The following is a 25,566-nucleotide window of genomic DNA, read 5'->3' on the forward strand; positions in this document are numbered from 1 at the left end:
GCCCCCGCCGCAAACATTTCATCAATTTTAGAATACTGATCCGGAGACCGGATCAGCCGCCTCAGGCGTTGGCCAGTTCTTCCGACTGGGCCTTCCACTCAGCGCCTTTGCCGGACGTACCAACTTCCTCTTCGAGGGTAGCCAGTTGAGCATCCGTCAGCGCAGCAATCTGCCAGAAGTGGTAGATACCAGCTTCGTTCAGCTTCTTCTCGAACGCCGGACCGACGCCCTTGATCTGCTTCAGATCGTCAGCATCGCCCTGAGGACCGGACAGGCGGCCGCTCTCGTCCAGCGCAGACGCGTCAGCCGTGGCCACGCCGTCCGTGCTCGGCGGGGTCGGGGTGACCTTTTCCGAGGTTTCCTTGGACGTTCCGGACGAAGCCAGCGCTGCACCGAGGATATCGCCGAGCGACGCACCGGCATCTGCCGATCCGTACTGTGCAACGGCTTCTGCCTCTTCGGCGATTTCGAGGGCCTTGATGGACAGGGAAACACGGCGGGACGAACGGTCCACCGACATCACTTTTGCGTCGATCTTGTCGCCAACAGCAAAGCGTTCAGGACGCTGGTCTGCACGATCACGAGACAGATCGGAGCGACGGATGAAGGATTTCATCGCCGGGGAGCCGAACTCGATTTCGATACCGCCCGAGGTGATCTCGGTGACAGTACAGGTGACAATCGTGCCGCGCTTCACGCCGGAACCGCCATCTGCAGGTGCTTCGATCGGATCGCCGGACAGTTGTTTGATGCCGAGCGAGATGCGCTCTTTATCAACATCAACGTCCAGGACTTTCGCCTTGACCATGTCACCCTTGTTGAAGGCTTCAATGGCTTGCTCGCCGGACTTGTCCCAGGCGATGTCGTTGATGTGCACCATACCGTCGAGGTCCGGGCCGAGGCCAACGAACAGACCGAATTCCGTGATGCCACGAACTTCGCCTTCGATTTCCGTACCGATCGGATGCTCTGCGAGGAATGCGGTCCATGGGTTGTCCATGGTCTGCTTCAGGCCGAGCGAGATGCGGCGCTTCTCGGAATCGACGTCCAGAACTTCCACGTCGACTTCCTGAGAGGTCGAGAGGATTTTGCCCGGATGGACGTTTTTCTTTGTCCAGCTCATTTCGGAGACGTGGATCAGGCCTTCGACACCATCTTCCAGCTCCACGAAGGCGCCGTAATCGGTGATGTTGGTAACCTGGCCCTTGAGGCGTGCACCAACCGGATAACGGATGTCGATGCCATCCCACGGGTCGGAACCAAGCTGCTTCATGCCGAGCGAGATACGCTGGGTGTCAGGGTTGATCTTGATGATCTGGATTTCGACTTCCTGACCAACTTCCACAACCTGCGACGGATGATTGATCCGCTTCCAGCTCATGTCGGTGACGTGCAGGAGGCCGTCGATACCACCCAGATCAACGAACGCACCATAATCGGTGATGTTCTTGACGATACCCTTGCGGACGTCGCCCTCTGCCATGTCGGAAACGATCTCTGCGCGCTGTTCGGCACGGCTCTCTTCGAGGATTGCGCGACGCGAGACAACAATGTTGCCGCGAGCACGGTCCAGCTTGAGGATCTGGAATGGCTGGATTTCGCCCATCAGTGGGCCAACGTCGCGAACCGGGCGGATGTCCACCTGGCTGCCTGGAAGGAAGGCGTTCACACCGCCGAGGTCGACCGTGAAGCCACCTTTGACGCGGCCGGAAATAGCACCTTTGACGGGCTCTTCGGCGTTGAAGCATTTTTCAAGCTTGATCCAGCGCTCTTCGCGGCGAGCCTTGTCACGGGACAGGACGGCGTCACCAAGGGCGTTTTCAATGCGATCAAGGTAGACATCAACGATGTCGCCGGCTTCCGGCTCCTTGTCTTCCATCGAGAATTCTTTGACCGGAATGCGGCCTTCGGTCTTCAGACCGATATCCACCAGCACGGCGTCATTGTCGATACGAATGACGGTGGCCGGAATGACCTGGCCTTCCTGCATTGCGCTGGCGGCCGTGGACGATTCAAACATTGCTGCGAAATCGTCGGTCGAGGGATTGAAGTTATCTGACATTTGGGTTCCTTCGGGCGGGTCGAACGGCTCGAGGCAGGCGTGCACTATTGCAGCCTGCTCAGAACGACCCGAGAGCGTGGTCTCTTTCATTTGAAGTGGTGCGGCCTGTTTGGATTTGAGGTCTCTCAAATGTGAGAGCAGCCCCTTCAGGCGCGGTTTCCACGGGCCATCGCTGCCTCAACAGCCGCAATCGCCTTTTCCACTGCGGCTTCTATAGTCAGGTCGGTCGTATCTATCAAGACAGCATCTGCCGCCATTTCAGCCGGGGCGTCTATACGAGACTGGTCCCGTTGATCGCGAACGCGCAATTGCTCGATCACCGTTTCGAGGGCGATATCGCTTCCCTGCCCGCAAAGCTCCTTCCAGCGCCGCGCACCGCGCACTTCCACACTGGCATCTACCCAGAGCTTCGCATCCGCTTCCGGTGCAATGATCGTCCCGATATCCCGGCCGTCGAGCAGGGCACCTATAGGCTGGGTTGCAAAAGCCCTTTGCAGGTCAAAAAGAGCCCGGCGCACTTCCGGGATCGCCGCCACCACGCTCGCTGCCTTGCCTGCCTCAGCTGTGCGGAGGTCGGCCTCGTCGAAATCGGCAAGATCCAGGCTGCGGGCAACCATTGCGACGCCGTCTGCATCATCCAGCGCCACCCCGGCACGCATCGCGGCAACACCGGTTGCGCGGTACAGTCGCCCTGTATCCATGTGCGGCAGGCCGTAATGGGCTGATAGCCGCTTTGCGATCGTGCCTTTGCCCGACGCGGTAGTTCCATCAATGGCGATAATCATCGGGGCGGGAAGTGAGCGATCTCAAGGGGCAAGTCAAGCCGGGGCTGCCGTGGCTTCCACAAACCCTTTCCACCCGCTCATATAGTCGATGAAGCTCTCGCCCAGCCCCTCCTGGCGCAGATGCGCACGCGAAACCGGTAGCGTCGTCGGCTCGAAATCCGGACTGGCGAATACCTGTTCTGGGAAATCATGGTGCAAGATCGCCCCCCGACCGACCACAACGAAATCAAGACCAGCCCCAACCGCTTCACGGCATTTCGCAGCTGTGGTCAGCTTTCCGGCCGCGCCCAACCGAACCTCGCCCCGTTCCAAATCGGTGAACCAGTCGACGAGCCGCCGGTCCTGGTAGGCCTCATCAACAGGCGTCTTGAACACGTCCCACAGTGAGAGATCAACATAGTCTATCTGACCCTCGGCCATGACCCGCCGTGCAACTTCACGAACCTCCATAAGGTCCATGCCGAACCTTTCCGGCGAAAGTCGCAGGCCGACCGAAAAATCGTCCCCGCAGGCTGCGCGGATGCCGTCTGTGATTTCGAAAGTCAAACGGGCCCGGTTTTCCAGATTGCCCCCGTAGTGATCATCACGTTTGTTAATCTCGGCGCTGAGGAATTGGCAGAGCAGGTATCCATGCGCCCCATGCACTTCCACGCCATGAAAACCTGCTGCTTCGCACCGGACCGCCGCTGCGATGAAATCATCGCGCGCCTGCTCCACTTCAGCAAGCGTCATCGCCCGCGCGCCGAATTCCTCATTGTCAGACGGACAGACTGGTTGCTGCCCCTCGATCAATTCGTGCGGCGTGCGCATGCCTGCATGATGCAACTGCACCACTGAATGGCTGCCTGCGGCATTGATATTCGCGGCAAGTTCGCGAAGTCCCGGCAACTGGGCGTCATCATAGCAACCCAACTGGCCCGGAAAGCCGATACCGTGAGGATCGATCTGCGCCGCCGCCGTCATGGTCAGGCCAAAGCCGCCTTCGGCGCGCATCGAAAGCCAACGGATCTCGTCGGCGCTCAGCATGCCATCAGCATGGCTCTGTTGATTGGTGAGAGGGGCCAGCATGAACCGGTTTTTCAGGGCTGGGCCGTGCGCGAGAATCAGGGGGGAATTGAGGTCTGTCATACGATCAAGATGCCCGCTTATCGGGTCTGGTCAATTTTCACCCTGCGGAAATCAGCCTTCCGAGATTTCCGCGCCCAACTCCGCCATATGGCTCAGGAAGTCCGGATAGCTCGTCGCGATCATCGAGATGTCGTCAACACGCACAGGCTCCTGAGACGCCGTTCCCATGACCAGCGCACTCATTGCAATCCGGTGATCATGACGTGTCTCGACCAGACCACCTCCCGGAGGCGGACCGCCACAGCCCTGGACCGAGAACCCGTCCGGGCGCTCCTCGGCTTCAACCCCATTGGCACGCAGCATGGCAACAACAGCACCTATCCGGTCCGACTCCTTGACGCGAAGTTCTTCGGCACCGGTTACAATCGTCTCGCCATCAGCAAAGGCCGCCATGACACCAAGGATCGGGAATTCATCAATCATCGAAGGCACAAGACGTTCCGGCACCGCCTTGCCCGAGAGATGCGCCGACCCTGCATGTAAGTTGATCAGCCGCTCGCCAGCAGCATCGCCCAATTCTTCCGCGCCCAAATGCGCGCCCATCAGGTTTGCAACATCATAGAAGCCAGAACGCGTAGGGTTGGACATGACACCCTCAACCATCACATCGCCCTGTGACGAGAGGATACCGGCCGCGACCAGGAAGGCGGCGGAAGACGGATCTCCTGGAATGGCCGCATCAATAGCTGACAACACCTGTCCACCCGCCAGTGAAACACGGACGCCTTCGCTTCCAATCCGCTCAGTGCCAACCTCGACACCGAAGCCGCGCAGCATGCGTTCGGTATGGTCGCGCGTCTGGCGCGCTTCTTCGACAATGGTGGTGCCTTCTGCGTTCAGTCCCGCCAGCATTACGGCCGACTTCACTTGAGCCGACGCAACAGGCGGCACATAAGTGATCGCCTTGAGACTTTCGGTCCCGACAATCGCGAAGGGCAACTGACCATCCGGCCCGGCCGTGTCGAGGCCCCGCATCAGGCGCAAGGGTTTCAGGATACGATTCATGGGGCGTGAGCGCAGGCTCTCATCCCCGGTCATCTCCACATTGATCGGATAGCCGGACACCAACCCCATCATCAAGCGCGAACCCGTGCCCGAATTGCCAAAATCCAGTACTCTGGTCGGCTGAGTCAGTCCTTTTTTTCCGACACCGGTAACGTCCCAGGCGCCCGGCCCCGTCTGTTTTACCGTTGCACCCAGGGCCTCCATTGCCCAGCCCGTGCGGAGCACATCTTCGCCCTCCAGAAGCCCGGTAAACCGGCTCTTTCCTGCCGCGAGCCCCCCGAAGATAAGTGCCCTGTGAGAGCAGGATTTATCACCCGGCGCACGTATAACGCCCTTGAGACTTTTTACGGGTCGGCTGGTCCAGACCATTTCAGGTACATTCCGTGGTTGATTGACGACGTGAAATGGGGCTTTGACAGCGTGAGGCGTTCATGGCAAGCGCCCGGCCATATCAAATTCAGAGAAGACTTAAAGGAGGCTGTCTCCCATGTCGAAAGACAAACTTGGAACCAAACAGGTCTGCCCGTCCTGCGAGGCACGCTTCTACGACCTCAACAAACGTCCGTGCGTCTGCCCAAAATGCGGCGAGGAGTTCGACCCGGAAGACGAAGTCATCCGCACCACGATCACAAAGGTGAAGGCCAAGGCCGCCAAGGCCGCAGTCAAGACCGAAGATGATGACGAGGATGATGAGGACGAGGACGATTCAGCCGCCCGTGCAAATGATGATGACGACGAGGATGATGAAGTCGACGAGGAAGCTGCCAAAGAGCTTGGCGGCGACGAAGAAGAAGTGATCCTGGAGGGCGCATCCGAAGACGACGAGGACGGCGACACACCAGCCAAGGTTCCTGCCGGCTTCAACGAGGAGGGTGTCGACGATGATGACGATGACGTCCTGCTGGATGACGACGACGATACCGACTTCGAAATCGACGCCGATGGCGATGATGAAGATGACGACGATCTGCCACTCGATGACGAGGATGATGAAAAATAAACTTGAATCACGGAAGCGGCGGATGTAACTGCGTCGTTTCCGGTTCGGGGCCATAGCTCAGTTGGGAGAGCGCTTGCATGGCATGCAAGAGGTCGTCGGTTCGATTCCGTCTGGCTCCACCATTTTCCTTGTTGTGCAAATCTGGCTCGCGCGGAAGTCGATTTCCTGAACCTCTCATGAATATTCCGGCTGCGCAGCAGCACATCATCGTGATGCGATGCCTTCAAGATGCCCCAATGTCGGCCTTGAACGGGAACCTTTATCCCCCACCTTTATTGTGAACAGTGGAACAGATCGTTCCGACGTTCGGCATGTCTGTCTCTTGCGACGGAAAGGATTGGAGCGATGACAACAGAACTGAAAACGAACCCGTTTGAAAACGATGCCTTCGTATATATCCGCCATCTTGATGCCGGAGAGCTTTCGGGGATCCTTCCCGCGAACGCCATCGACCAGATCGACGAACCTGAAGACTTGTTCGTCGTGGCATCTGCCGACGGAGTCCGCCTAGCCGTAGTTCAGGGGCGCGAAGCCGCCTTTGCTGCCGCCCGGTCGCACGACCTCAAACCCTTGAGCGTGCACTAGGATACGATTTCAAACTAATACTTGCCTTTCCCTCTCCTTGGAATGAAATTCGATTCAAACCAAGGGGAGGGTTGGACCGTGAAACGCATTATTCTGGGCTCTGTGTGTTTGAGTATTGCCGCACTGGCCTCGTGCAGCGAGGCCGCACCGAAAGATGATGCCGCCCCCGCCGCTGGCACTGTCTCGACCGAAGGCGACTTTGCCAGGAATTTGCAGACAGCCCTCATTGAGGCTGTCCCTGGCAGCACTGTCGAACTTCCTGAAGGCCATTTCCAACTTGAAACCGGCCTTTCCCTCGACGTGGACGGCATCACCGTCATTGGCGCGGGATCGGACAAGACGATACTCGATTTTTCCCGTCAAACCGGCGCTGGCGAGGGCCTTCTGGTTACTTCGGACAATGTCACGCTGGCTGAATTCTCGATTCGAGATACCAAGGGCGACGGCATCAAATCCAAAGGAGCGGACCGGATCACTTATCGTGACCTGATCGTGGAATGGTCTGGAGATCCCGATGAAACCAATGGCGCATACGGCGTATACCCGGTCGAATCACGAGACGTGCTTGTCGAACGGGTTGTTGTACGCGGTGCATCCGATGCGGGTATCTATGTCGGCCAGTCCAAGAACATCATCGTTCGCAATTCGGTCGCCGAGTACAATGTTGCCGGCATCGAAATAGAAAATTCGATGAATGCGGACGTTTACGGAAATATTGCTCAGCACAATACTGGCGGCATTCTTGTTTTCGATCTGCCTGACCTGCCGCAAACGGGCGGACACTCGACGCGCATCTTCGATAATCAGATCATCAACAACAACACCCGTAATTTTTCCCCTGCCGGCAACATCGTGGCAGGCGTGCCATCCGGAACGGGCGTCATCATCATGGCCAACCGAAACGTGCACGTGTTTTCGAACAGTTTTTCAAACAATCGCTCGGCGCATATTCTGATGACAGCCTATCCTGAACCCTTCAGTGACAAAACATACAACCCTGTTCCTCGTGATGTCGTCCTGGTTGGCAACTCCTATTCTGGCGGCGGCGACGACCCCCAAGGCATGCTGCAACCCATAGCCGAAGCCATGGGAGGCATTCTGCCGGAAATCGTCAGCGATGGCGTGGTCGCATGGGAAGGCGGCAGTGTTCCGACAACCAATATCGCAATTCAGGAAGATGAGTCTGTCGGCTTCATCGATCTGGGCATTGGCAAATATCCAGCCGATCCAGCCAGCATCGCCCCATCCAACCAGCGTCCCGGCGCTACCCCGGTGGAGCAGCCATCGGCAGTCGTACTGCCACAGGATGAAAACTAGCGGGCGCTACGATGATTGCGCGCCTTTCTCTGCTTGCCTGCCTGCTGGTATCAGCCTGTGGCGGTCATGATCACACGGTCGCGCCATCACTCGAAACAATACTGAGCGACACACCCGCCAAAACGCTATCAGAATACGGATTGTTTACAGACAGTACCGCTGCGACGCCCGCAAAAGAGGTTTTGGCATATGACCTCGTAAATCCCCTCTTCTCCGACCACGCTGTAAAACATCGCTTTGTTTTTGTGCCCGGTGGCGAACAGGCAGTCTACTCGGACAAGGATGTCTTCAGCTTTCCTGTCGGTACCGTACTGGTAAAAACCTTTTCATTCGCGCCGGACATGCGGACGCCCGACGCAGATCGGTACAAGGTGGAGACAAGGCTCCTGATTCACAAGAAAGGTGGTTGGGCCGCGTTTCCTTACATCTGGAACGAGTCTGGCACCGAGGCGACCTACGCGCCTGCGGGCAAAACAGTAAATATCGACATGATCGATCCTTCCGGAACGCCTCTGGGCATTCGCTACGCTGTACCGAACAAGAACCAGTGCAAGACCTGCCACCAAAGCGGAGATTCGGTTCTACCGATCGGGCCAAAAGCGCGAAACCTGAATCATGACGGGCCGACAGGTTTCAGCCAACTCTCCAACTGGCAGGCCCGCAGCATAATCGATGGTGTCCCGGCTCATCCACCCGTGGTCCCTCCCGTCTGGGATGCGAGCCTTCCTGTCGAGCCCCGCGCACGCGCATATCTGGATATAAACTGCGCCCACTGCCACAAGGCCGATGGATCAGCTTCCAATTCCGGCCTCTGGCTCGGCTGGACCGAAACCGAGCCTGTAAAGCTTGGTCTCGGCAAACATCCGACTGCCGCCGGGCGCGGCTCAGGCGGACGAAGCATGGTCGTCGAACCGGGGCAGCCCGACCAGTCGATCCTGGTCTTCCGCATGGCCTCTGACGAAACGGGTATCGCCATGCCGGAACTCGGCCGCAGCGTGATTGATGAAGACGGCCTCTCGCTGGTCAGGGAGTGGATTGAAAGCCTTGACGGGCAGGAGTAGTTCCAGCCTTGCCCTTGCCGGAGCGCGAGCATAGGGTGCGCGCGTTTTGCACCCTAAAGAATGGCTCATCATGCCCGACACCCAGACAACAGACCTTCCCGTGACCCTGTCCGATATCGAAGCGGCCGCCGGCCTGCTCGAAGGCCAGATCGTTCACACACCGCTGAACCTGTCTCGGACCCTGTCTCATATTACCGGCGCAGAAGTGTGGGTGAAGTTCGAGAACCAGCAATTCACCGCGGCCTTCAAGGAGCGCGGCGCGCTCAACAAGCTCTCGAAACTGACCGACGACCAGAAGCAACGCGGCGTGATCGCGGCGTCTGCTGGCAACCACTCTCAGGGCGTGGCCTATCATGCGCGACGCTTGGGCATTCCGGCAACCATCGTGATGGCCAAGACCACCCCGTTCAGCAAGGTCGAGCATACGCGTAGCCACGGCGCACGCGTCCTGCTGGAGGGGCTGATCTTCGATGAAGCCAAACAGTATGCCATGGAGGTTTGCGAGCGCGACAATCTTACCTTCCTGCATCCATTTGATGATCCGGACATCATCGCGGGCCAGGGCACGATCGCACTGGAAATGCTGGCAGCTCAACCTGATCTCGACACGCTGGTTGTTCCGATTGGCGGGGGCGGACTGATCAGCGGTATCGCCATTGCGGCAAAAGCCCTGAAGCCGGACATCCAGATCATCGGCGTAGAGGCGGCCATGTATCCTTGCATGCATGCCGCTCTTCGTGGTGAGACGCCAAAAACCGGAGGCGCGACCATCGCAGAAGGCATCGCCGTGAAGGAAGCGGGCGAACTGACCCGTCAGATCTGCGCCGAACTGGTCGACGACATCGTCCTCGTTGAAGAAGAACATCTTGAGCGCGCCATCACGCTGTACGCGGAAGTCGAGAAGACCATTGCCGAAGGCGCAGGCGCGGCAGGCCTCGCAGCCCTGATCGCTCATCCCGCCCGCTTTCAAGGCCGCAAGGTCGGTCTGGTGCTCTGCGGCGGCAACATCGACACGCGCTTGCTGTCCTCAGTGCTGACACGCGCCCTCGTCCGGGAACACCGGTTGACCTCCATCCGGATTATCGGCGACGACCGGCCCGGCCTGCTCGCACTCGTCTCCAAGATTATTGGCGACCAGGGTGCCAACATCATGGAAGTTGCGCACAATCGGATCGCGCTGGATGTGCCCGCCAAGGGGGCGGAGTTCGATATTCTGATCGAGACGCGCGACGCACAGCATACGCAGGAAGTGATCGATGCATTGGCGCAGGCAGGCTATCCTCCGCGCTCACTTTGATCGATATATCAGCAGCCAAGGTGACTTGGAGGCGAGACCTGACTAAACCCGATTCAACATCCCAGCCAACTGGAGAGTCACATGATCCGGACCATAATCGCAGCCTTCGCGGCCACGCTGCTTGTTGCCTGCGGCGGCACTCCCGACACCGCTGACCTGGATACAATGTTTGAAACCTATCTACCTTGGGACGCCGAGCGTTCTGACGTGGAAACCGGCCTGGGTGGTCTGGAGTATATCGTGTTGAAAGAAGGCCCCGATGGCGGTGCCAGTCCTGTTCCGACAGACATGGTGCGCGTGCATTATGAGGGCCGCACAGCGGGAGGAGACAAATTCGATTCCTCCTATGATCGCGGCTCACCCTCCATGTTCCGCTTGAATCAGGTCATCCCGGGCTGGACGCAGGGCCTGCAACAGATGACTGAAGGCGACGTCTACCTGTTCTACATTCCGAACGCTCTGGCCTATGGCAATCGCAATCGCGGTGACGTGATCAAGGCTGGTGACGATCTCGTCTTCCAGGTTGAACTGGTCGAAGTGATGGAACCTAAATCCGCCGATACCGAAGCGTGGGAAAAGCACACACCGTGGAATCCAGAGCTGCCGGAAGTGCTGAAAACGGAGTCCGGTCTGCAATACGTCGTGCTGGAAAGCGGGGATACCGCTGGCGAGAGCCCGGTAAATGGCGAGATGGTCGCCGTTTATTATGAAGGCCGCCTTGTGGAGACCGGCGAAATGTTCGACAGCGCCTTTCAGCGCGGGCAACCGGAAACATTCCCTTCCAATCGCCTGATCCCCGGCTGGGTAGAAGCGCTCGCCATGATGAAGCCGGGTGATCGCTGGTTGATGTATATCCCCTCAGATATCGCCTATGGCGCGCAAGGCACACCGGGCGGCCCAATCCCGCCAAATGCCGACCTGATGTTCGAAGTCGAACTGCTGGACGTCATAAAGAGCAACTAAGGGTACGGGTCTGACGGCGGAGCATACGTGTTCTCCGGCCCCGTCCGTGTTGTCTCGTCCTCTGGACGGATATCCGCCCGAAAGAATATCGGCAGGTCCAGAGACGTCTGGAACCAGGGCCGTTCCGCCCCGTCCGTGCGCGCTTGAACATCCAATGCGACGCGACGCATGACCGTTTCGATGTCAATTCGGTCCTCAGACTGGATTATCCGGGAGAAGGAGCCGGCGAATTCCGAATCCGTCTGCGGGTTCAAACGATGGTTGCCCGGTGCAACCGCATATGCGACAACCACATTGTCCCGACCAAAATCTTCGTTGAAGCTAGGGTCGCCGCCCCTGTGACCCATTCCATTAAATGGACGCCCGCAATCCGCCAAAACCATAATCGCCTGGGCGGATGAACCTTCCAGACGCGCAACCAGGTCACCAAGTCGAACCGATGACTTTACCGCCTCGATCTCATTACCCGGCAGCTCGCCTTCCATCATGAGATAATTGTCCCCCGAAATATCGGTGCCGTATCCCGCAAAGTAGACAAGCCCCACGGCAGCCGGCCCGGCAACTCTCAAGCGATCAATGAAAGCATCCACATGACTGAAAAATTCCGGATACTCAGTGTCCGGAATGTACACCGTACTATACCCGCTGGCTTCCAGCGCCGCGCGGACTTTCTCGCCGTCAGCATGTGTACCAGACAGCGAGAAGGCCTGTGATTCTGAATACGAATTCGCAATCACCAGGGCTTGTCGGAGCGGCCAGCGTGCTCCCCCCGGCGTCATCTCGACCCGATCCAACTCCCAGGAGCCAATCTTGATGTCAGAAGACCGCCGTTGCAGCCGCGAAAGATTCATGGGCTCCTGACGCTGCAAAGTCTTTTCCAATACATCAAGGCGCACCTGTTCGAACATGTCCCGAACGGTAGTTGCCGGTTTGCTCAGGCGCGTACTGAGCGCGCTGGCATAAGGTCCATTCCCGTCATCTGCGCGACCATCGCTGGCCGTTTCGCCTTCCCAGGTTGCAAAGGACAGGAACATGTTGCGCTCCCCCGCTCCCCCGGCAGTGCGACGAAGTCCCCGGAAGGATTCGCCGCCGCCAAGCGAACGCTGCGCCTCTGGAAGCTGCAGAACATTTCGACAGGCATCGATTGCCACGACGCTTGGGGCGTCCAGCGCGTCGAGTTTCTGCATCAGCCAGTCGAGCGAAACCGAATCATCCCACAGTGCATCATCAAGCACATCCGCCTCTTCCACCGGGATCAGGTAGTTTCCATCACTCTCTCTGGCCGCGCCATGGCCGGAATAATAGAAAAAGCCCATCGCATCAGGGCCTGCGTGATTCAGCACGTCTACATACTCCCGGATCGCGGCCATCATGATCGAGCGGTCCGCATCGCGGACAATGTCACCTGACACGAGTCGAAAGCCGCAATTTGCAATCCCCTGCGCCACGAGCTCTGCATCATTGATCGGATTTGCCAATGTACCAATTCCACTGGAATAGGCCGCATTCCCGATGACCAGGGCAATCCGAGGCTTTGCAGGCGATTCCTGGGCTTGCCCGGGCCACGGCATGGCAGCAGCGCCTCCAAGAAGCATCATGTGTCGACGTGAGATCATCTTCACCCTCTTTGACGACCGAGCACCAAGTCTGCCGACGCGAACCTGCTGCGTCAACGCCGCGGGCATTTTTGGGTTGCTTCAACCCGGAGCGACTGACAGGAAGGGCCGGAATTTGATCAGGGGACCCTACAAAGTGACGATTACTGCGGACCAACTCGGCCGGATTGCCCTCGATGCCGGCAAGCTCATAATGGATATCTATGCGAGCGACTTCGGCGTGGAACGAAAAGGCGATGCGTCACCGGTAACTGAAGCCGACCAACGCGCGGAAGAACTTATCCTGAAAGGTCTTGCGGAGGCGGAGCCTGATCTCGCCGTTGTGGCCGAGGAATCCTTCAGTGAAGGCAAGGTGCCCGAACATGGTTATCGGTTTGCGCTGGTCGACCCGCTCGATGGCACCAAGGAATTCGTGAACAAGAATGGCGAATTCACGGTCAATGTGGCGATCATCGAACATGGCCGCCCGGTCATGGGTGTTGTGTATGCGCCAGCCAAGAGCCGGCTGTTTATTGCAGAAAGCCACAATTCCGCCTGGCAAGCCACGGCTGAACCCGGTGGCGAGCTGCCAACGGTCCGCGAACCGCTGAAGATTCGGCCCGCGCCCGAGGCTGGCCTGACCGCCGTGGCGTCCAAATCCCACCGCTCGCCCGAAACCGACGAATGGCTCGGCAAGTTCAATGTGGCCGAGACAGTTGGTGCAGGCTCTTCGCTGAAATTCTGCCTGATTGCTGCCGGAGAAGCTGACCTCTATCCCCGCATGGGCCGTACCATGGAATGGGACACCGCAGCGGGCCACGCTGTTGTGGAAGCTGCTGGTGGCCGGGTCCTGACCGAAGAAGGGACACCCTTGCTCTATGGCAAGACCGGTCGAGGGTACGACAATCCGCATTTCATCGTGTATGGCGACGTCACCCCCACCTGAGGCCCGATCTCGATTTTTCTCGTCAAACCTGCGAGAATCGCAGGCGAAGGATTCGGATTATGGCACGTCAGTATTTTGGAACCGATGGCATACGCGGGCGCGTGAATACTCCGCCCATGACCGCAGAATCCGCGTTGCGGCTCGCGATTGCTGCAGCCCGCACTTTCGCCCCGAATGGCGGCCGCGAAGTCGTCATTGGTCGCGACACACGCCGATCAGGTCAGATGATTGAATCAGCCCTGATTGCAGGCCTGACCAGTATGGGGCTCAAACCCGTGCTGATGGGCGTCGTTCCCACCCCCACCGTCGCCTTGATGACCCGCGAGACCGGGGCCGCCCTCGGACTCATGGTCTCGGCCTCACATAACAAATCAGACGATAACGGGATCAAACTGTTCAGTCCCGCAGGGATCAAGCTCACAGACGCCGAAGAAGAGGCTCTGGAAGCCGCCATGGCATCAGCCTTTGAAGGCGACTTCGCCCCGCCACCCGCCATTGCAACGCCGCATCACATGAACGGCGCAATCGCTCTCTACCTGGAGCGCTGCCTTGAAACGGTGGGCACGGACATTGATTTCTCCGGCCTGAAGATCGTTCTGGATTGCGCGCATGGCGCAGCTTTCGAAGTTGGCCCGGCAGCATTGCGTCAACTGGGCGCCGACATAACGATCATTGGCGACACGCCCGATGGGCTGAACATAAATGCGGGGGTCGGATCCACAGCCACCGGCCTGCTGAAATCCACCGTCACTGAAACGGGGGCGGACATTGGCATCGCCTTCGATGGCGATGCCGACCGCGTTATCGTGATTGATGAGCTGGGTGAAGAAGTGGATGGCGATCAGGTCATGGCGCTCATCGCGGGCGAACTTCATCGCGCCGGCCGTCTCAAGGGCGGTGGCATGGTCGCCACGATCATGTCGAACATGGGGCTTGCCGAATATCTCAAGGGGCTGGATCTCACCCTCGCCCGTACCAAAGTGGGCGATCGCTATGTCGGCGAACATATGCGCCAACATGGTTTCAATCTGGGCGGCGAACAGTCCGGCCATATCATTCTGTCCGACGTCTCGACCACAGGCGACGGCCTGCTAGCGGCACTCCAGGTGCTGAAAACGCTCGCCTCCAGTGATCGGCCCGCTTCCAGTATCATGCGGGTGTTTGAGCCTGCACCCCAGGAATTGGTCAACATCCCCTTCAATGGCTCCAATCCCCTTGAAAGCTCAGGCGTGGGCGATGCCCTGACGCAAGCGGACGAGCTGTTGGGCGAACGCGGCCGTATGGTTGTACGCAAATCTGGCACAGAACCCCTGATCCGAGTCATGGCTGAGGCCCTGGATGAAGAACTGATGCACCGTGCGCTTTCGCTAGTGGTCGCTGCAGTTCAGGCCGAGGCCTGAAGTATATTTGACGCGACCCGCGCGCGAAGTCTCTGAAGCAAAACGGTTTTTCTGTCCCGATAAGTCTTTGTCAGTATTTTCCCCATATAACCTATATTGTATCGGGGGACGTATAATGACGTTTGACGCGCGAGGCGGGGAAAAATCAGCAGGCGGAAACACGCTTGTTTTCGGAGCGATCACCCTGGCCGTTGTAGCAGGCGCATTCTTCGCTGTGCTCAACTTGCCTCAATCCGCAAACCACGCTGCGCCGGGAAGCGCTCACACGCTTGCTCGGATGCAAGACGCCGCCACCACCACAAAGATGGAATATCCGGAGTTCTCTGGAAAATCGGCCAGGTCATTCCTGTCCGCGCTCAGCCGCGTCGATCCCGCGGCACGCGCAAATCTTGATCGGCGGCTCGCCAAAGCCGACGCATACGATCATACGAAAATTGCCATCGAAGAGGCTGGCCAGGTATTGGCTCGGCACAAGTCGGACTTGGCAAAGGCTGATATGCGCCATGTCGATGACTGGCTGGATATGACCCGTTCACAGCTCAAGAGCGCATCGCGTTCCGGGCATCGCTGGTGTGCCGGCAGCCGATATCAGGACTTCAACACAGCGTCAGGCCTGTCGGGTCAGATGGCCGCTGCGTCCGACCTCGCAGATCTTGGCTCCGAACTGACTGACTATTCGTTTGCGTCAATCAGTATAGCGCTCTTGGCCATTGAAGACGCCCAAACGCGTCCCGTGAAGCACGGCAACTTGACATCTCGCGATGAAGCGGCACTTCAAGGCGTCGCGATGTCCCTGATGTCGGATCCACAAATCATGCCACTCCTAATGGCCTCCGGACCGGAAGGTCCGTCGAAGTCAGCGCTGGCTTCTCTCGATATGTGCCAATTGGGCGCGACTGCCGTAACCGCGCTGAAAACCCTGCCCCAGGGGACCAAGGGCCGCGCATTTGCTGAGATGGTTCGCTCTGCGGATTTCAGCGGTGGAGACCTCAGCCAGTTAAAGAGCTTGTCGAGCTTTTGAATGACCGGCGCTGCACGCCAGACTGTTCCAGTCGCCATTCCAGCACATCCAGCCGGTCCTGGCCGAAGAAGGCCTCCCCTTCGAACACCATCAGCGGCACACCCCAATGATGCGGATCCTGAGCAGCCTGGTTCTCGGCAATCAAGCCTTCGAGCCGGTCCTTCTCTGCTTCCTGCCGAGAGTCCAATTCGGCGAGGTCAAACCCTGCACGCGCGGCAGCTTCAACCAGAGCAGTCCCTTCGGTCCAAGCCCCTCCTGACCAGATCAGGCTGGAGACCTCATCCATGAAGGCCCAGCCCTCGGCGTCGCCGATCTCACAAGCAAGAATCCCCATTCGGGTCAGCCGACCAATATGCGGCTGGTCCGGTGAAATCTCGCGGGTCATCATGTTCATGACGACAGGATCCGGATTGAGCGCTCCGAGCGGTAGCCCCAGATATTGCGACAGACGGACAATATCCCTCATCAGATAGGGCACCCATTGCGGCCGTATTTCGGAGAAGAATTCCGGCGTTCGAATGGCAATCGGATAGACTGGTCGCGGACGCACCCGTACATCCCAGGCATTGCTCATGCTGCGAAGGCGCTTGGTCGCAAGATAGGAATAGGGCGAACGAAACGACCAGAAGACGTCTATGGTTTTCATATCGTCATCTTGGCGGCGTATTGCCGTCTTCACAAGGCCGGAATTTACCCCCATTTAGCCTGTCATGGGCTTCGATGATACCTTCCGCCAATTCATGGACAAATTCCAGATGCCGGACTTTTCCGCTGTAGACTGGAAAGGTTCGGTCGATCGTCTGCGCCAGCAATTCTATGTCGCCAGTCGCGCGATCGAGCGTGATGCGCCGGAGATGGCAAATATCTCGCTGATCACCATCCCCGGCCCCGGCGGGCCGATGAAGGCACGTATCTACACCCCCCTCGGCGCAGGCATTCCGCCCGGTCCGGGAATCATTTTCTTCCATGGCGGCGGCTTTGTGCTCGGCGACCTGGACAGTCATGACATGATCTGCAAGCGGCTGGCTGAAGGCGCACGCTCCAGGGTGATCGCGATCGACTACCGGCTCGCGCCGGAGCACAAATTTCCCGCGGCCCATGAAGATGCCCTCGCCGCATGGAGCTGGATCACCACCCATGCCGAAGCGTGCGGGGTTGATCCGGACCGGTTGGCGGTCAGCGGCGACAGTGCTGGCGGAAACCTGTCTGCCTTTCTGGCTCAGGAATTGTTGCGGACGGGCCAAAAGGGCCCTGCCTTCCAGCTATTGCTCTATCCGCTTGTACAATTTGTGGACATCCGCACAAAGAAAATGAGTTTCCAGGAAGGCGGCTTCTTCATATCAGCCAATCTGTTCGAGTATTTCCGCGATGCCTATATCGGGAATGATGCCGAACGAATGGATCCTCGCGTCTCGCCCCTCTTCGCAGAACCGAATGCCTTCAAGGGCCTGCCGCCAGCGCACTTCGTACTGTGCGGATGGGACCCGCTCAAGGATGAAGGCCTCGCCTATGCCGACAAGATGGCGAGTTTTGGCGTGCGCGTCAGCGTGCGCGAACATCCGGGCATGGTACATGGCTTCATGAACATGACCGCCCTGTCAGATGCCGTGCGCGTTGCTATCCGCGATGCCGGCGTTGAAGCTGGCCGGGCACTTGGCGCCTTCTGACATCCCGGCATAAAAAAGGGGACGACCCGAAGGCCGTCCCCAGTGCTGCATTCGATGGCAATCAGTTGCTGCCGCCGAAACGCTTGGTCACACTTATCTTGAATGTACGGCCAAACGGATTGTGTGTGTAGGGATCATAATTCAGATCGAACTGTGCAAATGGTGGATCTTCATCCGTCACGTTCACCACAGACAGACCGAGGTCGAGGTCCCAAGCGGTCGACTGCCAAGTGTAGAACAGGTCGAACGTGGTCTGGCTATCGATCTCCGTCGTGTTGTTGCCAGTCAGGTCGCCACGCTCATCATCATATGCATCCATGTAGCGCATCACAGCGCGGAAGTTGTGATCACCGAGCTCATAGTTCCCAAAGATATTGGCTTTGAGCTGCGGCAGCGAGCGGGAGAAATTCGACCGGTTGAACTGGCCGACCCGATCACCGCCGGCAATCATCACGCCTTCGATGTCGAAATCGTCCACATCATACTCTATGATATAACTGGCTTCGCCGCCGAGGGTGAAGCTTGAGGTGTTCATGTCCCAGACCTGTTCGGCACGGACGTCCACGCCGGACGTCTGAATGTCCGGGCCGTTCACGACATTTGTCCTGATACGGGCAATTTCATCGGCTGTATTGATGCCGTCACCATTGTTGTCGGTGAAGGTGATCCGCGACAGGATCGGGTTCTCCAGGTCCCCAGCCGCCAGGGCCGCAACGGCGGCACCCACGATCGACGACTGGTCTTCGACAATGATCGGATCCGAGAAGTCGAAATTGTAGTAGTCGATCGACGCGGTGAATCCGTTCTGGTTGTCATACAGGGCGCCGACATTGAAGCTGAAAGCCGATTCCGGGCTCAGGGCCGCATCGCCGAACTGGTCGACCGCCTTGAACGCCGAGGCTGCACCAACGAACTGCAGGGTCGTGACCTGGCCGGACAGCTGGTTCAGGGTTGGCCCGCGGAACGAGGTCTGGGCCGAACCTCGCAGGGCGAGGTTGTCATTGGCCTGCCACTTGATCGCAACCTTTGGGTCGAAGGTCGAGCCAACATCGCCACCATAATCTTCGTAGCGCATGGCCACCTGCATATCTATGTCCTCATAGAGCGGCACCTGCAGTTCACCGAAGACGGCATAGATGGTCTGGTCCTCATCCACTGGCGTCGTACCGGCCAAGAAGGAGAATGGTCCCGTGCCGCCCGGGCCCGGATTGAGGGTCAGGTTCGTCACGTCGTTTGGAACGACTTCATAACCTTCCCGACGCACCTGCATGCCGACGCCCCAGCCCACTTCGCCACCAGCGGCCTGGATGCCGCTCATGCCGGACATGGAGGCATCAAATACCAGAAGGTCTGTGGTCACCGTGGTGCCGACACCGTCCGTCAGCCAGTCGGCCAGCGTTTCGGTGTTTTCCAAGCCTGGTACATAGCTCGGGTTCGCGACACCGGTAATTCCGTTGGCAGCAATCGCGTTCGAGAACGGGTTGTAATATTCACACCCGCCGGCACCGGCCGTCAGCGATCCGGCATAGCCGGCCGCATAGGGCTGGGTTCCGGTCGCCGGGTCGTTCCCCGTGATCGGGTCCGTACAGACACCAAATCCGTTCAGAGCGGCGGTGAAGCCAGCGATATAGGTGTCATTCGTCACCCGCTCGCCTTCCGTGGTCGACCAGCTCAGCGCGGCATCCCAATTGATGCCATTGTCGAACTGCCCGGCCAGGTCACTGGCCACGCGATAACTCTCATAGGTACGGAAGCCTTCCTGCGGTCCGCCATCCGATCCGGGGTAACCGCCCCAACCAAACGAACGGCCGATAAACAGCGCCGCCAGCGTGCCGGCCGGGAACTGACCAGGATTGTCGGCCATGTATTGCTGGAAGCCAGGATGCGAGGCCAGAACGACTTGGGTCGCAAGCTCCTGCGGCGGATAAGACGGAGACGTCTTCCAAGACGGCACGTCGCTGTAGCCATAAAGGCCCTCGATGTGGAAATCGATGCCATTGCCGAAGGTCCGGTTGTACTCGGAGAAGACCTGGTAGCGCTCCTCTTCCTCGACCAGGTTGTCATACTGGGTGAAGTTGAAGTTGCACAGGCCGCTAGCCGGATTGACGAAGCCGCCCGTATCAACACAGCCGAGGTCGCCGGTCGGACCCTGGATTGCTCCGACCTGGCCGCCAATAAGTCCCAGTGGCACATAATAGCCGGGATTGGACAGGGTGGACCAGCCGCCGACCGGATTATCGGCATAAGGCAGGATCGCCCAGTCCTTCTCCAGCAGTGGCACTTCCGGACGGAAATTGTAGCCTACCGAAGTGACCCAGTTCCAGTTGCCGCCCTGCATGCCGTAGGAGGCATTGATGTTGTACTCGCCGTCGGTGCCGTCGAATTGCTGGAAGTCAGCGCTGATTTCGAACCCTTCCAGGTCTGACCGTGTTATGAAGTTCACGACGCCGGCAATGGCGTCCGAACCATAGATCGCGGCCGCGCCATCCTTCAGCACCTCGATCCGGCCGACTGCGGCACTCGGGATCATGTTCGTGTCAATGAACAGCTGCGCCTGCTCGCCAATCGCATAAGGGTGATAGGTCTGGCGGCGTCCATTGATCAGGACCAGTGTCCTGGCTGGGCCAAGCCCGCGTAGGTTGACGTTGGACGTACCCTCCAGTCCGTTCGAGGCGAACTGATTGGTTTGTCCATCAACCCCCGACGATACGCCGAGATTCCGGATCAGTTCCGTTATTGATGGCGAACCCTCAAGTTTCAATTCAGCGGCGGTCAGCACGTCGACTGGCAGCGCGGCATCTTCCGGTGTACCCGCGATCAGCGAGCCAGTAACCGTAACGGTCGACTGGCGCAGCTCGCTCCCGTCTTCCTCCTGTGCGACGGCCGGCATACCGACCGCCAGCGCAGCGCAAGACGCACTTATCCACATTTTCATTTGGTGTTTCATATACTTCCTCCCGTGGTGTGAGCGGCCGAATCTAGTGTTCGGCTCATGTCTCACTCACAGGCAGCATATGCTCGCTTCCGGACGGAAACAGGGTAATTTTGTTGTGCGGCGCAACAAATTGCCGCAGCTTCCTTACGGGACGCCATCATTACAACGTTGTCGTATCTAGAAGCTTGATCCGGACCTGCACAATTTCTGAACATATCTGGTCGGAAACGGCCCGATTGTGGCGCAAATGTTACAGTAAAAAACAATCCCCGACAGACTCGTTATTTGAGGCTGAATCTAGCGAAATAGCGATTATTTTTAATCGTACCCGCCGCCAAGAGCGGGCTCCGAAATACCCTCCCGGAACTATAATATTACAATCAGGAAACTGCTATGCATCTCAAACAATCGTTGTTTGCGACGGCTTCCGCCGTCCTTCTAATTGCGACCAATGCCCAGGCACAGGAAGCTGAAACCGAACGTGAATCTGCAATCGATCGCGTACTTGGAACGGTCACTGTGACCGCCACAAAGAAAAAGGACGTCGAGAATGTTCAGGATGTGCCCGTCGCGGTTACGGCCTTCAACTCCGACACGCTCGACGCGCTGAACGTCACGACACTGGAAAGCCTGTCCTACTCGTCCCCAAACGTTTCGCTGGATGATGTCGGCACGTCACGCGGCACTGCGAACTTCGCCATTCGTGGTCTGGGCGTGAACTCGTCCATCCCATCGATCGATCCGGCCGTCGGCGTCTTCATCGACGGTGTCTACCTGGGCGTGAACAGCGGCGTGGTCATCGACCTGTTCGACGTGGACAGCATCGAAATTCTGCGTGGCCCTCAAGGCCTCCTGTTTGGTCGCAACACCACTGGCGGCGCTGTGGTCGTGAACACGGGCAATCCGTCGGATGAATTCACCTACAAGATCGGTGCGAAAGTTGACGGCCCGGTTGACGAGGACCGTGGTGGCAACAGCGCTACTGTCCAAGGCTACGTCTCCGGCCCGCTGATCGAAGGCGTGCTGAACGGAAAGATCGGCGCCTCCTACACAACCGACGCCGGCTATTTCGAAAACCAGTACAATGGCGACAATCACGGTGAACTCCAGACCGCAACCTATCGCGGCGCGCTGGAATTCACGCCCACCGAGCGTCTCACCTTCCTCGGCAAGGTCGAGTATACCGACAGCCGCGGTGATGGCCCATCCGGCTCCAACGCTGGCTATTTCGACCGCGACTCGTTCGATTTCTCAATTGACGAGCCAGGCTTGGCAGAATCCGAAACTGTCTTCGGCTCTCTGCGTACCGATTATGACGTTGATTTCGGCAACGGCCGTATCACCAACATCTTCGGCTATCGTGATTATACGGGCGACTCGATCGGCGACATTGATGCTTCGCCAATCACCTTCTTTCATTCCGGTGCTGAGCTCTCGCAGGAACAGTTCTCCAACGAGCTGCGCTATGCTGGCACGTTCGGAAAAGCGGACGTGACGACTGGCGTGTACTATTTCGAGCAAGAAATCGCCTACACTGAAACGCGCAACCTGCCGACCACCCGCCCAGCCACGCTTCCAGCGACAATTCCGTGGGGCTTCTATGGTGGTGGCCGTCAGGACCATACCGTCTGGGGCGCCTTCGCCAACGTCGACTATTCCCTCACGGACAAGCTGGTCGGTACGCTCGGCCTGCGTTATTCCAATGAAGAAAAAGAAGCCGACGTTATCTATCTCCGTCCACGCAATGAGTGTTCGGTTGTTGGCGGCACCTGTTCGCCAGACGGCACCAACGCTCTGATCTCGCTGATCACAGGTGGTTTGGCACAGGAGCCTAATGGTTTCAGTGATGGCAATGAGTGGTCCAACTGGACGCCGAAAGTTGGCCTGCAATACTTCTGGAACGACAATTTGCAGACCTATGGTCACTACACCAAAGGCTTCCGCTCCGGTGGCTACAATTTCCGCATCACCGATATTCCGATCTTCTTCGACTTCGTGAACCAAACCGGCGATTTCGGATTTGATGAAGAAGAAGTCGACGCCTTCGAAGTTGGATTCAAGACCAGCAGTGAAGACGGTCGTATCCAGGTCAATGGTGCTGTGTTCCACACCGAAATCCAGAACATGCAGCGTGAGGTCAACACCGCTGGTTCATCGGGCGTTGTTCAGAACATCATCAACACCGCCGATGCGACCATCACGGGCGTCGAAGTGGATGGTCGGGTCGCCTTCGCAGACTCCTGGCTCGCCACGTTCAATGTCGGCATGATCGATGCATCCTATGATGACGTGTTCTTCGATCTGGATGCGGACGGTGTCGTGGGTGACAGCGATCTCGCACTCGACCTCCCCCGCGTGCCACAAGCAACCTGGGGCGTCGGTCTCATCAAGGACATCGACCTCGGGAACTCCGGTGCCCTCGTCGGTCAGGTGAACTATCAATATCGTGACCGTATCGCATATACTGACAGCAACTTCGGTTGGATTCGTTCCGCCAACATGCTGAATGCGAACCTGACTTGGGAAACGCCAATAGACGGTCTCGCCGCGTCGATCTACGGCAAGAACCTGCTAGACGAAGTTCAGACGGGTAACGATACCCAGCTGCCTTTCCCGGCCCCTCGGTCGACCGGTACGCAGCTACCTTACCAGAATGACCCTGGTGGCAGCACGTTCGCTCCGCTCAAGAAAGGCCGTCTTGTTGGCCTCGAGCTGACCTACGAATACTAGGATCAGTTCCTGTCAATCTTTTCGGAAAGGGCGGCCCGGCGGGTCGCCCTTTCTTCATTCAGGCCCTATGTGAGAGCGCATGACCCAGACCCCCCCCATTCTCGCCATCGCCGATTTCATAAGCGACCCCGTCGATCCTGCAGACTTCCCGAAGCATACAATACGGTACTGGAACACGCGCTGGGCCGACGAGGTCGGTCTGGGCGATCTGGATACAGCGGATCAGGCGACCCATTTCGGCCGGTTCGCGCCCCTGCCCCAAAATCTGAAACGGTCCCTCGCCCTGCGCTATCACGGCCACCAGTTCGGCACCTACAATCCGCAGCTGGGCGATGGACGCGGCTTCCTTTTTGCTCAGGTCCGCGACACGGACTCACGCCTGCTCGATCTTGGCACGAAGGGGTCTGGTCAGACGCCATGGAGTCGCCAAGGCGATGGACGCCTGACACTGAAGGGTGGCGTGCGCGAAATTCTTGCAGCGAATTACCTCGAAGCCCTTGGCGTCAATACGTCCAAGCCGTTCGCCCTCATAGAAACCGGCGAACAGCTGGCCCGGAACGACGAACCCTCCCCGACTCGCTCTGCCGTACTCACTCGCCTGTCACACAGTCACATCCGTTTCGGCAGCTTCCAGCGTCTTGCCTATCTTGAACAGGCAGACGATCTGGCGCGGCTCGTCGACTATGTAGTGACCAACTTCCATCCTCATGCGATGGATGACGATGTCAGTCGCAAGACGGTAAACATGCTCTCGGCCATAGCCTCCGCAACCGGTCACATGATCGGGCAATGGATGACCGCGGGTTTCGTGCACGGCGTGATGAACACGGACAATTTCAATATTACGGGCGAGACATTCGATTTCGGTCCCTGGCGGTTCCTGCCGATTTCCGATCCGAACTTCACCGCCGCCTACTTCGACCAGCAGGGTCTGTACCGTTTCGGACGTCAACCCTTGCAGGGTGGATGGGCACTCCAACAACTCGCCTCCGCCCTCTTGCCCCTCGCTGGGGCGGAAGACCTCGCCGGCGGCCTCAAACCTTATGAACGCGCCTATCAGGAAAGCTTCATTTCTCACACTCACGCCATGCTCGGCATTGAACCGTTAGGTGTTCCTGATACGGATACGGAGTTCCTGCAGGCGTTCTATGCGTGGATGACCGAGACAGGCGCGAGCTGGCCGCAGACCTTCTTTGACTGGTTTGGTGGGCATGAAAGCACCTCGCGGGCCGTCGCCTCCCCCCAAGCAACGCTCTATAAGGAAGACCGGTTTGTGCCTGTGCGGGCAGCGCTGGTCGCTCGTAGCCCGGTCCGGCCCGAACGCCTTCAGCATGCCTACTTCCAGGCCCCTGCCCCGGTCAGCCTGGTGATCGATGAAGTCGAGGCGGTCTGGGCGCCCATTGCCGAGTCGGACGACTGGTCGGCCTTGCATGCAAAGCTCGACCATATCGAACAGGCGCGCCTTGCCTATGACTGGCGCTGATCCCTTCGGTCAGCCTTCCAGTTCGATGTCCCAATAGAGATAATCCATCCAGGTCTCATGCAGGTGGTTCGGCGGGAATTTTCGGCCAATCTCCTGTAGCTGGTAATTATTCGGCCGCGCCGGGCGCCGCATCAGCTGCATGTCGGTATGCTTGAGCAGTTTTCCGCCCTTGCGAAGATTGCAGGGGCTGCAGGCGGCGACGATGTTTTCCCATGTTGTCCGACCGCCCTTGGAGCGCGGAATGACATGGTCGAAGGTCAGATGCTCCGACGTGCCGCAATAGGCGCACTCGAAACCATCGCGCAGGAAGACATTAAAGCGGGTAAAAGCCGGCGGGCGATCCTGCCGGACAAAATCCCTTAGCGCGATAACGCTGGGCAGGCGGAACTCCGTGCTCGGGCTGCGGACGACATAATCATATTCCGCGATGATATCGACACGGTCGAGGAACACGGCTTTCACCACTTCCTGCCAGGGCCACAAAGAAAGGGGATAATAAGAGAGCGGCCGAAAATCAGCGTTCAATACGAGAGCGGGCCGGCCGCTCGGGGGGGCCGAAATGATCTCAGCCATGGGTCACCTCCAT

General features: G+C 58.3%; 19 protein-coding genes, 1 tRNA gene and 1 pseudogene. 13 read left to right on the forward strand and 8 right to left on the reverse strand.

All coding sequences use genetic code 11. From position 1 onward, the window contains the following. Positions 1-382: 382 nt before the first annotated feature. The 4 genes and pseudogenes from rpsA to aroA all read right to left on the reverse strand — a co-directional run. Positions 383-2,062, reverse strand: a pseudogene (rpsA, locus tag B2344_RS11520) (30S ribosomal protein S1); the annotation flags it as partial. A 146-nt stretch (positions 2,063-2,208) separates the two neighbouring features. Beyond that, positions 2,209-2,847, reverse strand: coding sequence for a (d)CMP kinase (gene cmk / locus B2344_RS11525; protein WP_290485259.1), 639 nt, complete (start codon positions 2,845-2,847; stop codon positions 2,209-2,211). Between the two features lie 33 nt (positions 2,848-2,880). Next, positions 2,881-3,975, reverse strand: coding sequence for an NADH:flavin oxidoreductase (locus B2344_RS11530; protein ID WP_290485260.1), 1,095 nt, complete (start codon positions 3,973-3,975; stop codon positions 2,881-2,883). 51 nt (positions 3,976-4,026) lie between these two features. Beyond that, entirely contained in the window at positions 4,027-5,349 is a 1,323-nt protein-coding gene (aroA, locus tag B2344_RS11535) for a 3-phosphoshikimate 1-carboxyvinyltransferase (protein ID WP_290485261.1), read from the reverse strand. Between the two features lie 118 nt (positions 5,350-5,467). Between aroA and B2344_RS11540 the strand changes: the two genes are divergently transcribed. From B2344_RS11540 to B2344_RS11570, 7 genes are all read left to right on the forward strand, one after another. Next, positions 5,468-5,980 (forward strand): TIGR02300 family protein, encoded by a 513-nt coding sequence (locus B2344_RS11540; RefSeq protein WP_290481365.1) that lies wholly within the window; start codon positions 5,468-5,470, stop codon positions 5,978-5,980. Between the two features lie 46 nt (positions 5,981-6,026). Beyond that, a tRNA-Ala gene (locus B2344_RS11545) sits at positions 6,027-6,102 on the forward strand. A 223-nt stretch (positions 6,103-6,325) separates the two neighbouring features. Beyond that, a complete protein-coding gene (locus B2344_RS11550) occupies positions 6,326-6,565 on the forward strand; it encodes a DUF1150 family protein (protein ID WP_034814538.1) in 240 nt (79 codons plus the stop codon). A gap of 78 nt (positions 6,566-6,643) precedes the next feature. Continuing rightward, the gene (locus B2344_RS11555) at positions 6,644-7,882 is read left to right on the forward strand and encodes a parallel beta-helix domain-containing protein (protein ID WP_290485262.1); all 1,239 of its coding nucleotides are present in this window, start codon (positions 6,644-6,646) and stop codon (positions 7,880-7,882) included. 11 nt (positions 7,883-7,893) lie between these two features. Beyond that, positions 7,894-8,943: an SO2930 family diheme c-type cytochrome gene (locus tag B2344_RS11560; RefSeq protein ID WP_290485263.1), complete on the forward strand. Its 1,050-nt coding sequence runs from the start codon at positions 7,894-7,896 to the stop codon at positions 8,941-8,943. 70 nt (positions 8,944-9,013) lie between these two features. Continuing rightward, complete coding sequence (locus tag B2344_RS11565) at positions 9,014-10,240, forward strand: threonine ammonia-lyase (protein ID WP_290485264.1); 1,227 nt, start codon at positions 9,014-9,016, stop codon at positions 10,238-10,240. A gap of 81 nt (positions 10,241-10,321) precedes the next feature. After that, entirely contained in the window at positions 10,322-11,203 is an 882-nt protein-coding gene (locus B2344_RS11570) for an FKBP-type peptidyl-prolyl cis-trans isomerase (protein WP_290485265.1), read from the forward strand. Here B2344_RS11570 and B2344_RS11575 read toward each other — a convergent pair. Then, positions 11,200-12,819 (reverse strand): caspase family protein, encoded by a 1,620-nt coding sequence (locus B2344_RS11575; protein ID WP_290485266.1) that lies wholly within the window; start codon positions 12,817-12,819, stop codon positions 11,200-11,202. The two genes, B2344_RS11570 and B2344_RS11575, sit on opposite strands and share 4 nt — an antisense overlap. Before the next feature lie 136 nt (positions 12,820-12,955). Here B2344_RS11575 and cysQ point away from each other — a divergent pair, with 136 nt between their 5' ends. From cysQ to B2344_RS11590, 3 genes are all read left to right on the forward strand, one after another. After that, positions 12,956-13,744, forward strand: coding sequence for a 3'(2'),5'-bisphosphate nucleotidase CysQ (cysQ, locus tag B2344_RS11580; protein ID WP_290485267.1), 789 nt, complete (start codon positions 12,956-12,958; stop codon positions 13,742-13,744). Positions 13,745-13,803: 59 nt separating this feature from the next. Then, a complete protein-coding gene (gene glmM / locus B2344_RS11585; RefSeq protein ID WP_290485268.1) occupies positions 13,804-15,144 on the forward strand; it encodes a phosphoglucosamine mutase in 1,341 nt (446 codons plus the stop codon). A gap of 115 nt (positions 15,145-15,259) precedes the next feature. Further along, entirely contained in the window at positions 15,260-16,165 is a 906-nt protein-coding gene (locus B2344_RS11590) for a hypothetical protein (RefSeq protein WP_290480233.1), read from the forward strand. Here the strand turns inward: B2344_RS11590 and B2344_RS11595 are convergent. Next, positions 16,134-16,811 (reverse strand): 2-hydroxychromene-2-carboxylate isomerase, encoded by a 678-nt coding sequence (locus B2344_RS11595; RefSeq protein WP_290481139.1) that lies wholly within the window; start codon positions 16,809-16,811, stop codon positions 16,134-16,136. The genes B2344_RS11590 and B2344_RS11595 overlap by 32 nt on opposite strands. A gap of 64 nt (positions 16,812-16,875) precedes the next feature. Between B2344_RS11595 and B2344_RS11600 the strand changes: the two genes are divergently transcribed. Continuing rightward, positions 16,876-17,832, forward strand: coding sequence for an alpha/beta hydrolase (locus B2344_RS11600; RefSeq protein WP_290480235.1), 957 nt, complete (start codon positions 16,876-16,878; stop codon positions 17,830-17,832). A gap of 61 nt (positions 17,833-17,893) precedes the next feature. On the opposite strand, the gene B2344_RS11605 is transcribed toward B2344_RS11600, so the two are convergent. Further along, positions 17,894-20,779 (reverse strand): TonB-dependent receptor domain-containing protein, encoded by a 2,886-nt coding sequence (locus B2344_RS11605; protein WP_290480236.1) that lies wholly within the window; start codon positions 20,777-20,779, stop codon positions 17,894-17,896. 381 nt (positions 20,780-21,160) lie between these two features. Between B2344_RS11605 and B2344_RS11610 the strand changes: the two genes are divergently transcribed. Further along, positions 21,161-23,497 (forward strand): TonB-dependent receptor, encoded by a 2,337-nt coding sequence (locus B2344_RS11610; RefSeq protein WP_290480237.1) that lies wholly within the window; start codon positions 21,161-21,163, stop codon positions 23,495-23,497. A gap of 79 nt (positions 23,498-23,576) precedes the next feature. After that, on the forward strand, positions 23,577-24,980 hold the full coding sequence (locus tag B2344_RS11615; protein WP_290485269.1) for a protein adenylyltransferase SelO family protein: 1,404 nt from the start codon (positions 23,577-23,579) through the stop codon (positions 24,978-24,980). A gap of 9 nt (positions 24,981-24,989) precedes the next feature. On the opposite strand, the gene B2344_RS11620 is transcribed toward B2344_RS11615, so the two are convergent. Beyond that, entirely contained in the window at positions 24,990-25,553 is a 564-nt protein-coding gene (locus B2344_RS11620) for an HNH endonuclease (RefSeq protein ID WP_206991678.1), read from the reverse strand. Positions 25,554-25,566 lie beyond the last annotated feature (13 nt).

The sequence above is a fragment of the Hyphomonas sp. UBA3195 genome (assembly GCF_002366485.1).
Classification (GTDB): Bacteria; Pseudomonadota; Alphaproteobacteria; order Caulobacterales; family Hyphomonadaceae; genus Hyphomonas.

Coding starts and splice junctions, on each gene's coding strand:
- cmk (WP_290485259.1), bottom strand. CDS start 2,847: ATGATTATCGCCATTGATGGAACTACCGCGTCGGGCAAAGGCACGATC.
- B2344_RS11530 (WP_290485260.1), bottom strand. CDS start 3,975: ATGACAGACCTCAATTCCCCCCTGATTCTCGCGCACGGCCCAGCCCTG.
- aroA (WP_290485261.1), bottom strand. CDS start 5,349: ATGGTCTGGACCAGCCGACCCGTAAAAAGTCTCAAGGGCGTTATACGT.
- B2344_RS11540 (WP_290481365.1), top strand. CDS start 5,468: ATGTCGAAAGACAAACTTGGAACCAAACAGGTCTGCCCGTCCTGCGAG.
- B2344_RS11550 (WP_034814538.1), top strand. CDS start 6,326: ATGACAACAGAACTGAAAACGAACCCGTTTGAAAACGATGCCTTCGTA.
- B2344_RS11560 (WP_290485263.1), top strand. CDS start 7,894: ATGATTGCGCGCCTTTCTCTGCTTGCCTGCCTGCTGGTATCAGCCTGT.
- B2344_RS11565 (WP_290485264.1), top strand. CDS start 9,014: ATGCCCGACACCCAGACAACAGACCTTCCCGTGACCCTGTCCGATATC.
- B2344_RS11570 (WP_290485265.1), top strand. CDS start 10,322: ATGATCCGGACCATAATCGCAGCCTTCGCGGCCACGCTGCTTGTTGCC.
- B2344_RS11575 (WP_290485266.1), bottom strand. CDS start 12,819: ATGATCTCACGTCGACACATGATGCTTCTTGGAGGCGCTGCTGCCATG.
- glmM (WP_290485268.1), top strand. CDS start 13,804: ATGGCACGTCAGTATTTTGGAACCGATGGCATACGCGGGCGCGTGAAT.
- B2344_RS11590 (WP_290480233.1), top strand. CDS start 15,260: ATGACGTTTGACGCGCGAGGCGGGGAAAAATCAGCAGGCGGAAACACG.
- B2344_RS11595 (WP_290481139.1), bottom strand. CDS start 16,811: ATGAAAACCATAGACGTCTTCTGGTCGTTTCGTTCGCCCTATTCCTAT.
- B2344_RS11600 (WP_290480235.1), top strand. CDS start 16,876: ATGGGCTTCGATGATACCTTCCGCCAATTCATGGACAAATTCCAGATG.
- B2344_RS11605 (WP_290480236.1), bottom strand. CDS start 20,779: ATGAAACACCAAATGAAAATGTGGATAAGTGCGTCTTGCGCTGCGCTG.
- B2344_RS11610 (WP_290480237.1), top strand. CDS start 21,161: ATGCATCTCAAACAATCGTTGTTTGCGACGGCTTCCGCCGTCCTTCTA.
- B2344_RS11615 (WP_290485269.1), top strand. CDS start 23,577: ATGACCCAGACCCCCCCCATTCTCGCCATCGCCGATTTCATAAGCGAC.
- B2344_RS11620 (WP_206991678.1), bottom strand. CDS start 25,553: ATGGCTGAGATCATTTCGGCCCCCCCGAGCGGCCGGCCCGCTCTCGTA.